This window comes from Pseudomonas sp. PDM15 (genome assembly GCF_014851565.1).
Classification (GTDB): Bacteria; Pseudomonadota; Gammaproteobacteria; order Pseudomonadales; family Pseudomonadaceae; genus Aquipseudomonas.
Genome location: NZ_JACVAA010000006.1, coordinates 340814 through 352856, shown reverse-complemented (window position 1 = coordinate 352856; position 12043 = coordinate 340814). Strand labels below are relative to the sequence as shown.

The window sequence follows — 12043 nt, the reverse complement described above, 5'->3', positions numbered from 1 at the left end:
TAGGCTGCATCAGCTCAACCGAACGAGGAGCCAGCATGAGCACCATGACCCTGTACCACTCTCCCGCCTCGCCCTTCGTGCGCAAGGTGCTGGTGCTGCTCCACGAGACCGGGCAGACCGAGCGGGTCGCCCTGCATGCGGTGCAGCTGACTCCGGTGGCGCCCAGCGCCGATGTGCTGCACGACAACCCGGCCGGCAAGATTCCCGCCCTGCGCCTGGCCGATGGCACGGTGCTGCACGACAGCCGGGTGATCCTCGACTACCTCGACAGCCAGCATGTCGGTGAACCGCTGATTCCCACCGGCGGCGCGCGCTGGCGGCGCCTGACCCTGGCCTCGCTGGCAGACGCCGTCCTCGATGCTGCGGTGCTGCTGCGCTATGAGACCTTTCTGCGTCCCGAGGACAAGCGCTGGGACCAGTGGCAGGCGGCACAGCAGGAAAAAATCGAGCGGGCCCTGGCCTACTTCGAGAGCGAATGCCTGGCCGAACTCGCCAGCCGCTTCGACATCGCCGCCATCGGCCTGGCCTGCGCCCTCGGCTATCTCGATTTTCGCCAACCTCAGCTGGGCTGGCGCGAGCGCTTTCCGGGCCTGGCCGCCTGGTATGCGGATGTCAGCCAGCGGCCGTCGATGCGCGACACTCATCCGAAGTAACCGAACACGATCAGCCCCTCGGCCGGCAGTACCAGCAGCAACGCATCGCCCTTGCGGGTATAGAAAGAACCGGGACTCTGCATGGCCAGCAGAATGCGGCGCTCCAGGTCTTCGTCCGCGTCGGCGCAGGCCAGCGGCGGCCAGCCCTCGCTGATTTCCCCCGCCAGCACCGGTGTGCTCTGCCAGGCCTCGTAGTGGTAATAGTCGTCGGCGTAGCCACGCGCCTGGCGGGCCTCGTCCAGCGCGGCCAGCCCCGAGTTGTTCAACTCATCGAGGGTCTCTCCTGACAGGCGAAACACCGCCACGCCACAACCCTCGCGAAAACCGCTCTGACCGCTGATCAACACCACACCGGCGGGTTCAATGGCCGCCGGCAGCACATCAATGAAGTGCGAGCGCTCGTACAGCTTGAATACCAGGTACAGGCACAGCAGCGCCCATGCTAAAAGCACCAGAACCTTACAAAGTCCCTGCCATAGGTTCAGCATTTTCCGTCCAACCTGAGATGCGGCCGCGACCATAGTCTCAGATAGACATAGAGCCCCATGGCAAGGGCTAGTGGCTGGGCAAACGGAGCGACCGTGTAAGGACAGAACATTCCCACGGAGCTAACGCAACCAGCGTTCACAAATAACAGAATGACCAACGCTGCACACAAGTAGCTGCTCGTCATCGCTCCCAGGCTGAACAGCACGAAAGAACGGCGGCTACCGTCCAAGCCTTTTCGATAGCGCCAGTAGACCAGCCAGGACCACACAACTAACACCGAACAGAACAGCAAGGCAGTCCCACGCAGACTCACGACCGGACCAATGAAATAACCGCTCCAAAGAACGATCATGGCACCGGCCCCAACCCATGTACCACTCACCACTGCCTGCCTCCTCTCCATCTCCGGCGCTCTCCAGTAGCGCCACAGCACCAGCAAGATTGGCAGGGACAACGTCGTAAAGAATGCGTTGAACGGCCAAGACGGCAGCAAAAGGCCGAGCACCACGAGGAATACGTAGGCTGCGGTCGAGCCACAGATCACACCTAGCCCCCAGTCTCTTATCGACATCTTTGCGCTCCCTTAACCTTTCCTTCCGCCAGCAACCGCTGCGGATCGAACAACCGCGCAATGCGCCGTGCCAGCAGATGTCCCAGACGCGCCTCCTCGCGCAGACCGACACGGCCGCTCATGTGCGGTACCACAGGCGGAAGAAGCCAGCGGCCAGCAGCAGGGCGACCTGGGCCAGGGCCACGCACAGCTGCAGGAAGGACTGCACGTGGGCGTTGCTGGCGGCATCAGACACGCCGGTGAGGCCATCCCAGAAGCCGCCCGGCAGCAGCGCCAGGGCGACGCTGGCCAGCGGTCGGCCGCTGAGGTTGAGGCCGTGGATCAGGTCGAACTGGCCGAAGAACATCAGGCCGACCAGGAGCATCCCGGCCACCACCAGGCCGAGGGCGAAACAGGCGGAAAACTGCATCAGTAGACGAATCATGGCGATCTCCTCTGGGGGCGCGGCCACCGCCGCGCCCGTATCGATCAGGCAAGGGTGGTGGTCGGCTTGGCGATGCCGTACCAATCGAGTTTGCGGGTCAGCACCATCACTGCGGCGAGCAGGCCGAACACCAGCAGCGAGCCCATCAGCAGGGCGTAGTCCTCGGCGCTGAGCAGGGCGTAGAGCATTGCGTAGAGCCCGGCCAGGGCGACGGTGAAGCTGGCGCCGCGCAACCAGCTGTGCAGCACGTGGCTGACGTAGAAGCCGATCAGCAGCACGCAGCCGGAGGCCGCCAGGGCATAGGCCTGGGCGAAGGCCATATGCTCGGCCAGCGACAGCAGCAGCAGGTAGAACATCGCCAGCGACAGGCCGACCAGGCCGTATTGCACCGGGTGCACGGACAGGCGCTTGAGCACCTCGAAGAGGAAGAAGCCGGCGAAGGTCAGGGCGATGAACAGCAGGGCGTACTTCAGCGCGCGGTCGCTCTTCAGGTACTGGTCCACCGGGTCGACGAAGCTGACGCCGAACTGGCGGCCGAGGAAGGCGTTGCAATCGCCGGCATTGGCGCAGTCGTTCAGGGCCTCCTCCATGTTGGTGGCGAAGAAGCTGGTCTGCCAGCGCGCGCTGAAGCCATTGGCGGTGATCTCGCGCTCGCTCGGCAGGTACTCGCCGATAAAGCTCGGGTGCGGCCAGTCGGCGCTCAGGTCGACCTGGGTCTCGCGGCCCACCGGGGCGATGCTCAGCTCGCCGGTGCCCTGCAGCAGCAGGTCGAAGGCGAAGTCCAGGCGCTGTACCTGGTGGGTATCGGCCACCGCCATCGGCAGCGGCGCGTGCACACCGGTGCCCAGCAGCTGGTCGGCGCTGCCCGGCTGGAAGGCCAGCTTGCGCTCGCCCTGCTCTAGCACCAGGTTGTTCTTGATGCCGCGGATGTCGCTGATGCCGACGCTGACGAAGGGCTCGCCGAAGCGGAAGTCGCCGAGATCCTCGGTCACGCCGAAGTTGGCCGGCACCTCGAAGTGGCCGGAGAGGCGGCTGTTGCTGTGGAACAGGCGCGCCTGGTAGATGCCGCGGGCGCGCAGCTCGGTACCGATCTCCCCGCCGACGGCCAGGCGCTCCGGCAGGAAGTACACGCGGCCGCTGACTTCGCTCTCTTCCAGGTAGCGCTCGCCGGTCTTGTCGTGGGTCTTCCACTCGCGCACGGTCTTGCGATAGGGCACCACCAGCAGCGGGCCGGTGATCTTCTGGCTGTGGCTGGAGCTGCGCGCGATGTCTTCCAGCACGCCGTCGCGCAGCTCCTGCCGCTCCTCGATCATGCCGTCGATCATGATGATGGGGATCATCAGCAGAATGATCAGCGCGGCAATGGCGCCGAGCTTGATCAGCAGGTTGCGATTCATGGGGAAACTCTCCTTGGGTTGGACCGTGGGGAGAGTCTCGACGGCGCCGATGGTGGCGCCGTGCGGGGATTGTGGAGAGGTTATGGAGTTTGTGTGGATCTGACAGCGGGGTTGCTAGAGCCAGGCTAGGCGCAACGACCAACGGGAGTAACAGCCGAAGGCTGGTCCGCAGGGCGAGCAACGCGAGTCAGCGGGCCGAAGGAGCGGAGTTTACAGCGAGTAAATGAGCATCCTGAGGCTCGCTTCAACGACGCATGGCCGACGCACGGCGCGCTGTCACTCGCCGCGGATGTATTGCTCCAGCTGCTGGATAAGACTGGCCTGATCGGCGATGGTCTGCTTGACCAGATCACCGATCGACAGCATGCCGATCAGCTCGCCCTCGGCCACCACCGGCAGGTGGCGCAGGCGGTGGTCGGTCATCAGCTGCAGGCAGTGCTGCACGCTGTCACGCGGGCCGACGGTGATCACCTCGGCGGTCATGATCTCGCTGACCTTGGCCTCGAAGGCGCCGCGCTCCAGTTCGGCCAGTTTGCGCACGTAGTCGCGCTCGCTGACGATACCCACCAGGCGGCCGCCGGCCAGCACCAGCAGCGCGCCGATCTTCTTCTCGGCAAGCTCCTTGACCGCATCCAGCACCGAGGCCTCCGGGGCGATGTGGTGGACGTAAGCGCTGGGCTTGGTTCTGAGCAGTTCCGCAACGGTCTTCATACATCGCCTCCCCGGGCTGATTGTTAGTCCCCATCAAGCAGGATCTCTGCCAGCCATGCTGCTGGCTCGATCTGTGACGAAGCATAGCCCAGCTCAGTCGAGGCTCCTCTGCAAGGCCGCCAGGTCGAGCTGGGCAACCGCCTGGCGCACCTTCAGGCCCAGGGTCTTGTCGTTGAGGAAATCCTTGCCGACCACGCTGATGGTCAGCAGCTGCACGCTGCTCGGCGGCAGGCCCGGCTGGAAGTAGCCCGGCTCGAAGGTCACGTAGTACACCGCGCCCGGATCGCTGCAGGGGGCGAACAGGCCGCGGCTAGCGCTGCTCTGGCAGGTCGGCGAGCGCCGCTCGGCGTCGGACATCGCATCGAGCGTGGCCTGCTTCTGCGCCGCCGTGCCCTGCCACTGGCGGATGAACTGCTCTAGCTGATGGCGACTCTCGGCATCCGTGGCCTCGGCCAGTTGCTGCTGCAGGCTGGCGATATGCTCGCGCTCACCGGCCAGCAGCCCCTCCAGATAGCGCTGGCAGCTGACATGGGCGAACGGCTTGCGCCCGGCCTTGTGCACCACCACCACGTCCTTGCTGCCGACCTGCAGCACCGGCATGCCCTGTAGCCGGCGCGGCTTGACCAGCAGCTGGTAGTAATCGCCGTGGGCGTCCTTACCCACCGGGTAGCCGAACAGCGCGCCCTGGTCGTTGACCCGCATCTCGATTGCCGGGCCCTCGCCGTATCCACGCAGACCGCCGCTGGCCGGGTCCTTGGCGCTGCGCGCCGGGTCGACCCGGCGTACCAGCAGGTGCGCCCAGCCACCGGATGGCGCGCCGCTCAGCGCAGCCGGCTGCTCGAACAGGCGGATGCTCTGGTTGATGGCGAAGCCCTGCAGCGGCGCCAGTGCCCCGGTCTGGCGCAGCAGCGCCAGCAGACCGTCCAGGCGCGCACGCAACTGCGGCACCTGAGCCTGCGGCAACGGGCTGCCCTGGATGTCGAACCCCACCGGGGCGACCGAGCCGCGGGCGCTGCTCAGGCCATCGGCAACGGCCAGGGCGCTGCCGCCCAGGCCCAGCAGCAGACACAGCAGGCGCAGGCCGGGCATGACTACCAGACCTCCGCGTCTTCGGCGGCCGGCTCGGCGCTGGGCGTCGGGGCGCTGCCCTGAGCGACGCTGCTCTGCTCGCGGTTGCCGGCGCTCTGCGCCGCCACCTGCACGGCCTTGACCGCCAGGCCCTGGTCAGTACCGCTGAGAGAGGTTTCCTGCATGGCGCGGCTGAGCACATCGCCAAGCAAGGCGTTCTGCCCAGAGCCGGTGCAACCGCTCAGCAGGCAGGCGAGAGTAAGTGTGGCGAACAGTGGACGAATCATCGGTGCGGCTCCTGGAATGGTGCAGCGGCCAGGAGCCGCTGCAGTCGGGAACCGCAGCTTGGCGGCGCAGCGTTCGCGAATCGTTCAGGCCAGCGGCAGGCGCAGGCTGGCGCGCACGCCGCCGGGTACGTTGCACAGGGCCAGTTCGCCACCGTGCAGCGCCGCCACTTCCTGCACGAAGTTGAGCCCCAGACCGGTGCTCTTGCGCCCGCTGGCGGGGCGCGGCAGCGAATAGAAGCGCTCGGTCAGGCGCGGCAGGGCGTAGTCGGGAATCGCCTCGCCCTGGTTGAACAACGCGAGCTCCACGTGCCCCTCGGCGGCCTCGGCGCTGAAGCGCAGCTCGCCGCCCGGCGGGGTGAAGTCGAGGGCGTTGTCCAGCAGGTTGGCCAGCGCCTGGCGCAGCAGGAAACGCTCGCCGGGCACCACCAGGCCGGCCTCGATCTGGTTCTCGACCCTCAGGCCCGCGGCCTGGATGCGCGCGGCCTGGGCCTGCAACAGGCCGTCGGCGAGATCGTGCAACTCCACCTCCACCCGCTCCTCCAAGCCCTGGCGCTGTTCCACCAAAGCCAGGTTGAGCAGGCGCTCGATCAGCTGCTGCAGGCGCGCGCCCTCGCTGGCAATATTGGCCACGAAGCGCTGGCGTTGCTCGGCGGGCATGTCGCCCTCGAGCAGCTCGGCGGCGCCGCGGATCGCCGCCAGCGGGCTCTTCAGCTCATGGGTCAGGGTATGCACGTACTGCTCGACGTAGTCCTTGCCCTCCAGCTCGGTGCGCATCTTCTGCACCGCCTGGGCCAGCTGGGTCAGCTCGCCACCGCGCAGGGCCGGCAGCTCGGCGCGCTGGCCCTGGCTGACCGCCTGGGCGTAGCGGGTCAGCTTGCGCAGCGATCCGCTGAGCCACCAGGACAGCACCCCGCCGATCAGCAGGCCGAGCACGATCAGCCCGGCGCCGAGCCAGCCCAGGCGGCGCTGGGAACGCTCGATATAGGGCTGCAGCGACTGGTTCGGCTTGGCCACCGAGACCACGCCGATGATCTGCGCACCATCCTTGATCGGCGCCGCCACATACATCACCGAACTGTTCTCGTCGGCGGGGTCCTCGCGGGTCGAGCGTGCGCCGTACTCGCCGCGCAGGGTCAGCAGCACGTCGTTCCAGCGCGAATAGTCCTGGCCGACGGCGGCGCCGCTGGAGTCGAGCAGGACGATGCCCCTGGCGTCGGTGACATAGATGCGGTGGCTCACCGCGCTCTTCTCCACGCCCCATATCTGCGCCTGCGGCTGGCGCAGGCCATAGGCCTTGAGCAGCTCAGGCAGCCGGCCCTGGGCCAGCTGGCCGCTCTTCACTTCGTCGCGCAGGATCTCGGCCAGCAGGTTGGCGGTGTCCACCAGGGTTTCCTCGGTGGACTGGCGCACGCCGGGGCGGATCTCGTCCATCACCGTGCTGAGCACGAACCAGCCGGCCAGGCCGACGAACAGGAAGTACACCAGGAAGATGCGAACGCCTAGCGGCATGGCCGCCCTCCCGGCTGTGACATGGGGCTGTGGTGCATGGTGACGTCCCTGTGCGAGGTTGGCCGAACGGTCAGCTAGGCTGGGCGGCCGTGGGCTTCGATGGCAGAATGATGCCGCGGTCATGGCCGACAGTTGCCCGCAGGCATCGGCAGCTCAACGACAAGGCCAGCATACCGCACAACCGAACCGGATCTGCCCCACTCGCCACCGAGCCCGCGCCGCCCTGGCCGGGAAAGCTTTGACATGAACGCCGCCAGCCCTACCCAGCCGTTCGCCCTGAACCTGCTTGGCAGCTTTGCCGCCTCCTGGCATGAACAGCCGCTGGAAGGCTTCAACTACGACAAGATGCGCGCCCTGCTCGCCTACCTGTGTCTGGAGCACCATCGCGAACACAGCCGCGAGACGCTCGCCGCCCTGCTCTGGGAATCCAGCCCCAGCGAGACGTGGCGCGGCAACCTGCGGCGCACCCTGTCCGACCTGCGCCGGGTGCTGGAAACCCCCACCGGCCTGGAACTGTTCGACGCCAGCAAGAACAGCCTGCGCTTCCTCCCCGACGGCCACATCGACGTGCTGCGCTTTCGCCGCGAGCCCCAGCGCTGCGCCAGCCATCCAGCCTGCCAGCAGTGCCCGAGCTGCATCGCCGAGCTGGAGGAAGCGGCGGCGCTCTATCGCGGCGATTTCCTCGCCGGCCTCGACCTGCCGGACTGCCCGGACTTCGAGGATTGGCTGCTGCTGCAGCGCGAGTCCCTGCGCTGCCATGCCCTGGCCCTGCTGGAGCACCTGAGCAACCTGTTCGAACAGCGCGGCGAACTGCAGCGCGCCCTGCCCCACGCGCGCCGCCTGGTGGAGCTGGATCCCTGGCAGGAAAGCGGCCAGCTGCGCCTGATGCGCCTGCTGGCACGCAACGGGCAGAGCGTGGCAGCGCTGTCGCAGTACGAGAGCTTCCGCAACCAGCTGTGGAAGGAACTGGGTGTCCACCCGAGCAAGGACTGCCAGGCACTGCAGCAACACATCCGCGATGGCAAGCTGCAGCCCGCGGCGCCGGTGCCGGAAGCCCGCGCAGTGGCCGTGCCGCCACCGCCGGCCGAGCTGCGCCAGGTCACCGTGCTGTATTGCGAGATATCCGTCGCCGGCTGCGCCGACCCCGAAGAGGCCCTGGCCCTGCTCGGCGCGCCGCAGGCCCAGTGCATGCAGGTGATCCGCGCCCACGGCGGCCATGTGGTGCAGGCCCATGGCGGCGGCCTGCTGGCCTACTTCGGCTACCCGCATGCCCGCGAGAACGCCGCGCGCATGGCCGTGCTCGCCGCCCTGTCGCTGGCCGCCGCCTGCGAGCCAGCCCAGGTGCGCTGCGGCCTGCACACCGGGCAGATCGTCACCGCGCCGGGCCAGCAGATTCCCGATGCCACCGGCTTCACCTCGGACATCGCCGTGCAGGTGCGCCAGCATGCCGACTACCAGCAGGTGGTCCTCAGCGGCGTCACCCATCGCCTGGTCGAGGGCTATTTCCGCTGCCTGCCACTGCACCGTGGCCTGGCCGGCCCAGGCGCCAGCACCGGCACCCTGTACCGCGCCGAGGTGGTCAGCGGCGCCCGCCACCGCCTCGCCGTGCAGCCGCAGCTCACTCCGCTGGTGGGACGCGACCAGGAGCTGCAACGGCTGCTCGACCTGTGGCAGCAGGTGCACGACGAGGGACGCGGCCAGGGTCTGCTGCTCAGCGGCGACCCCGGTGTCGGCAAGTCGCGCCTGGTGCACGAGCTGAGCAAGCGGCTGCCGGCCACCCTGCCCGGCCGCCAGGTGGAACTGCGCTGCCTGGAGCAGCACCGCAGCGACCCGCTGTTTCCCTGCGCCGAGCTGATCCGCAGCCTGGCCAGCTTCGAGCCCGGCACCAGCCTCGCGCAGCGCTACGCCCATCTGTGCGAAGTGTTGCGGGTATTCGGCCTGGATGCGCAGAGCCACGACCTGGTCGCCGACCTGCTCGGCCTGCCCCTGCCGGAAGGCTCGCCGGTGGCGGCGATGCCCGGCGAGGTGTGGCGCGAACGCATGCAGGAGATCCTCCTGACCATCGTCCGCGCCAACCCGCGCCAGCCGTTGCTGCTGGTGCTGGAAGACGCCCACTGGGCCGACTCCTCGACCCTGCAACTGCTCGACCGCCTGCTGCGCGAGCCGGAGCAGCGCCCACTGTTGATCCTGATCACCGCGCGCCCCGAGTTCCCCGCCCAGCCCTGGAGCGAGGCCGGCGCCCAGCAGCTGACGCTGCCGCACCTGAGCCAGGACCTGGCCCGCAGCATGGCCTCGCGCCTGCAGGTCGACATCGACCAGGGCGACCTGCAACGCGTGCTCGCCCTGGCCGACGGCGTACCGCTGTTCATCGAGGAGCTGGTGCAGTGGGGCGCGCGCGACGACCGCCTGCAGAGCATTCCGCTGACCCTCAATGACCTGCTGATGGCGCGCATCGACCGCCTCGGCCCGGCCCGTACCGTCGCCCAGCTGGCGGCGAGCATCGGCCGCGAATTTCACATCGAGCTGCTCGAAGCACTGCACGACGGCGAGCCGGCGCAGCTGCACGAGCGACTTCAGGAGCTGCTGCGCAGCGGCTTGGTCAACCCCGGCAGCCAGCAGACCCTGTACCAGTTCAAGCACGCGCTGATCCACCAGGCCGCCTACCTGTCGCAGCCCAGGGCCCAGCGCCGGCGCACCCATGCGCGCATCGTCGAGGTGCTGCTCGAACGCTTCCCGGCCCGCGCCCAGCATGCACCGGCGCAGGTCGCCCACCACCTCGGCGAGGCCGGCCGGCACACCGAGGCCATCGCCTATTGGCAGCAGGCAAGCAACAACGCGCGGCGCATCTCGGCCAACCGCGAGGCCGCCGAATGCCTGCAGCGCGCCCTCGAATGCCTGGCCGAGCTGCCGGCCGAGGCCAGCCGCGACCGCCTGGAGCTGGAGCTGCAACTGGCCCTCGGCACCGTGCTCAACTCCGCCGACGGCTATGGCGCGACCGCCACCCTGGCGGCCTTCGCCCGCGCCCATGCGCTCGGCGCCCAGGTCGACGATCCCGAGCTGCGCTTCCGTACCCTGTTCGGCATCTGGGGCGGCGCCGGTTCCGAGCAGACCCACGACCGCGTGCAGGAGCTGGGCCTGCAGGTACTGGAGGCGGCGCAGCGCACCGGCCGCCCGGTACACCTGCTGATCGGCCAGAACTGCTGCCTGGTCGGCTCCTTCTGGGGCCGCCCGCTGCGCGAGACCCGCGCGCTGGCCGAGGCGATGATCGCCAACTGCAAGCCCGAGGTGCGCCTGGAATGCCTGCGGGACTTCGGCGAGGACCCGCTGGTCAACGCGCGCAACTACCTGCTGCTCGGCCTGTGGATCGCTGGCCATGCCGAGCGCGCGCAGGCGGTCTGCCGGGAGCTGCTGGAAGATGCCCGCGCCGGCGGATTCGCCAACGCCATCTGCTATTCGCTGGTGTTCACCTCGATGCTCCACTTCCTGCGCCAAGACCCGCAGCAGGTCGCCGCAATGGCCGCGGAAACCATCGAGCTGTGCCAGCGCAACGGCCTGCAGGTGTGGCACGACATCGCCGATGTGATGGCCGGCTGGGCCCGCGTGGCCCAGGGCGATGTCAGCGGCATGGCGGATATCGAGCGCGGCGTGGCCGGCAATCGCCAGTCCATGTCGAGCATCGAGGTCACGCTCGGCACCCTGCAGCTCGACGCCCTGCTGCGCCTGGGCCGGCATGCCGAGCTGGTGCGCGAGGCAGAACGCCTGGGCAAGATCGCCGAGCGCCGCGCCGACCGCTATCTGATGCCGGAGCTGCTGCGCCTGCGGGTCGAGGCCCTGCTGGCACTGGGGCGCGTGGAAGAGGTGGCGCCGCTGCTGACACTGGCCGATGAACTGGCAACCTACCTGGGCGCCGACGCCTGGCACCTGCGCCTGGCGATGACGCGCCTGCGCTGGCAGCCGACGGCGGCGCACCGCGCGGCGTTGGCTGAGCTGCTGGCCAAGCAGGCCGCGAGCGCCGACCCGCAGGACCGCCTGCAGGCCGAGGCGCTGCTCGCCGGCTAGGCGCTGCGCGGGCTGTAGCTGTAGCCCAGGCCGCGATGGGTCTGGATCGGCTCGGCGTCTGGGGCCACCTGCCGCAGCTTGGCTCGCAGGCTCTTGATGTGGCTGTCGATGTTGCGCTCGTAGCCGGCATCGGCCGGCACGCCCAGGGCGTCGAGCAGCTGCTCGCGGGCGAACACCCGCTCCGGCTGCGCCAGCAGTGCCTGCAGCAGGCGGAACTCGTGGCGGGTCAGCACCAGCAACTGCTCGCGGTAGTGGATCTGCACCCGCTCGGCATCCACGCGAAACAGCCCACCATCGCCCACCACCGCTTCGGCCGCGCGCGGCGCCATGCGCTTGAGGATGGCCTTGACCCGCGCCGCCACCTCGCGCGGGCTGAACGGCTTGACCACGTAGTCGTCGGCGCCGATCTCCAGGCCCACCACACGATCGATCTCCGCATCGCGGGCGGTGAGGAAGATCACCGGTACCTCGGAGAAGCGCCGCAACCGCTTGCAGGCCTCGAAGCCGCTGATGTCGGGCAGGCCGACGTCGAGAATCAGCAGGTCCGCGGGGGTGCGCTGCTGGAACTCCAGGGCCGCCTCGGCCAGGTTCAGCCAGGTGGTGGTGAAGCCCTCGCCCTGCAGGGCGAACACCAGGGTGTCGGCGATGGCGGCTTCGTCTTCGACGATAAGGATGTGCGGCATGGCTTCCGTGCGGGGCTGGCGGTAACTGCCGGGCACGGTGCCGCATGCCGCGCATGGCGTCAATCGCGCCGGACCGGCCCGGCGACATACAGACCGCTGAGGTACACCAGCAGCAGGCCGCCGGCGATCAACCACTCGTACATGGCGAACTCCTGGAATAGGTGGGCGACATCCCTGTCTGCCCGTGACACG

The 12043-nt window shown here is 68.5% G+C and carries 12 protein-coding genes; 2 read left to right on the top strand and 10 right to left on the bottom strand.

All coding sequences use genetic code 11. From position 1 onward, the window contains the following. The first annotated feature begins 35 nt into the window (after positions 1 to 35). Positions 36 to 653 carry a glutathione S-transferase gene (locus tag IB232_RS18295; RefSeq protein ID WP_192400010.1) on the top strand — a complete coding sequence of 206 codons (618 nt, stop codon included), beginning with the start codon at positions 36 to 38 and terminating at the stop codon, positions 651 to 653. On the opposite strand, the gene IB232_RS18290 is transcribed toward IB232_RS18295, so the two are convergent. The 8 genes from IB232_RS18290 to creC form a co-directional block, all read right to left on the bottom strand. Beyond that, positions 641 to 1105, bottom strand: coding sequence for a hypothetical protein (locus IB232_RS18290; protein WP_192400009.1), 465 nt, complete (start codon positions 1103 to 1105; stop codon positions 641 to 643). The genes IB232_RS18295 and IB232_RS18290 overlap by 13 nt on opposite strands. 29 nt (positions 1106 to 1134) lie before the next feature. Further along, complete coding sequence (locus tag IB232_RS18285; RefSeq protein ID WP_192400008.1) at positions 1135 to 1713, bottom strand: hypothetical protein; 579 nt, start codon at positions 1711 to 1713, stop codon at positions 1135 to 1137. Between the two features lie 118 nt (positions 1714 to 1831). After that, positions 1832 to 2137 carry a hypothetical protein gene (locus tag IB232_RS18280; RefSeq protein ID WP_225592387.1) on the bottom strand — a complete coding sequence of 102 codons (306 nt, stop codon included), beginning with the start codon at positions 2135 to 2137 and terminating at the stop codon, positions 1832 to 1834. A 44-nt stretch (positions 2138 to 2181) separates the two neighbouring features. Continuing rightward, positions 2182 to 3534 carry a cell envelope integrity protein CreD gene (gene creD, locus IB232_RS18275; protein ID WP_192400007.1) on the bottom strand — a complete coding sequence of 451 codons (1353 nt, stop codon included), beginning with the start codon at positions 3532 to 3534 and terminating at the stop codon, positions 2182 to 2184. A gap of 276 nt (positions 3535 to 3810) precedes the next feature. Beyond that, on the bottom strand, positions 3811 to 4245 hold the full coding sequence (locus tag IB232_RS18270) for a CBS domain-containing protein (RefSeq protein ID WP_192400006.1): 435 nt from the start codon (positions 4243 to 4245) through the stop codon (positions 3811 to 3813). A 93-nt stretch (positions 4246 to 4338) separates the two neighbouring features. Next, positions 4339 to 5334 (bottom strand): hypothetical protein, encoded by a 996-nt coding sequence (locus IB232_RS18265; protein ID WP_192400005.1) that lies wholly within the window; start codon positions 5332 to 5334, stop codon positions 4339 to 4341. 2 nt (positions 5335 to 5336) lie between these two features. Continuing rightward, positions 5337 to 5600 (bottom strand): hypothetical protein, encoded by a 264-nt coding sequence (locus IB232_RS18260; protein WP_192400004.1) that lies wholly within the window; start codon positions 5598 to 5600, stop codon positions 5337 to 5339. An 84-nt stretch (positions 5601 to 5684) separates the two neighbouring features. After that, complete coding sequence (creC, locus tag IB232_RS18255; protein WP_192400003.1) at positions 5685 to 7109, bottom strand: two-component system sensor histidine kinase CreC; 1425 nt, start codon at positions 7107 to 7109, stop codon at positions 5685 to 5687. Between the two features lie 243 nt (positions 7110 to 7352). On the opposite strand from creC, the gene IB232_RS18250 reads away from it, so the two are divergent. Then, complete coding sequence (locus IB232_RS18250; protein WP_192400002.1) at positions 7353 to 11168, top strand: AAA family ATPase; 3816 nt, start codon at positions 7353 to 7355, stop codon at positions 11166 to 11168. On the opposite strand, the gene creB is transcribed toward IB232_RS18250, so the two are convergent. Both creB and IB232_RS23700 read right to left on the bottom strand, forming a co-directional pair. Further along, entirely contained in the window at positions 11165 to 11851 is a 687-nt protein-coding gene (gene creB / locus IB232_RS18245) for a two-component system response regulator CreB (protein WP_192400001.1), read from the bottom strand. The genes IB232_RS18250 and creB overlap by 4 nt on opposite strands. Positions 11852 to 11910: 59 nt before the next feature. After that, positions 11911 to 12042, bottom strand: coding sequence for a hypothetical protein (locus tag IB232_RS23700; RefSeq protein WP_263863949.1), 132 nt, complete (start codon positions 12040 to 12042; stop codon positions 11911 to 11913). Position 12043 lies beyond the last annotated feature (1 nt).

Bases quoted from the DNA above. Each gene is read 5' to 3' on its own strand.
- IB232_RS18295 (WP_192400010.1), top strand. From the start codon at position 36: ATGAGCACCATGACCCTGTACCACTCTCCCGCCTCGCCCTTCGTGCGC.
- IB232_RS18285 (WP_192400008.1), bottom strand. From the start codon at position 1,713: ATGTCGATAAGAGACTGGGGGCTAGGTGTGATCTGTGGCTCGACCGCA.
- IB232_RS18280 (WP_225592387.1), bottom strand. From the start codon at position 2,137: ATGATTCGTCTACTGATGCAGTTTTCCGCCTGTTTCGCCCTCGGCCTG.
- creD (WP_192400007.1), bottom strand. From the start codon at position 3,534: ATGAATCGCAACCTGCTGATCAAGCTCGGCGCCATTGCCGCGCTGATC.
- IB232_RS18270 (WP_192400006.1), bottom strand. From the start codon at position 4,245: ATGAAGACCGTTGCGGAACTGCTCAGAACCAAGCCCAGCGCTTACGTC.
- IB232_RS18265 (WP_192400005.1), bottom strand. From the start codon at position 5,334: ATGCCCGGCCTGCGCCTGCTGTGTCTGCTGCTGGGCCTGGGCGGCAGC.
- IB232_RS18260 (WP_192400004.1), bottom strand. From the start codon at position 5,600: ATGATTCGTCCACTGTTCGCCACACTTACTCTCGCCTGCCTGCTGAGC.
- creC (WP_192400003.1), bottom strand. From the start codon at position 7,109: ATGCCGCTAGGCGTTCGCATCTTCCTGGTGTACTTCCTGTTCGTCGGC.
- IB232_RS18250 (WP_192400002.1), top strand. From the start codon at position 7,353: ATGAACGCCGCCAGCCCTACCCAGCCGTTCGCCCTGAACCTGCTTGGC.
- creB (WP_192400001.1), bottom strand. From the start codon at position 11,851: ATGCCGCACATCCTTATCGTCGAAGACGAAGCCGCCATCGCCGACACC.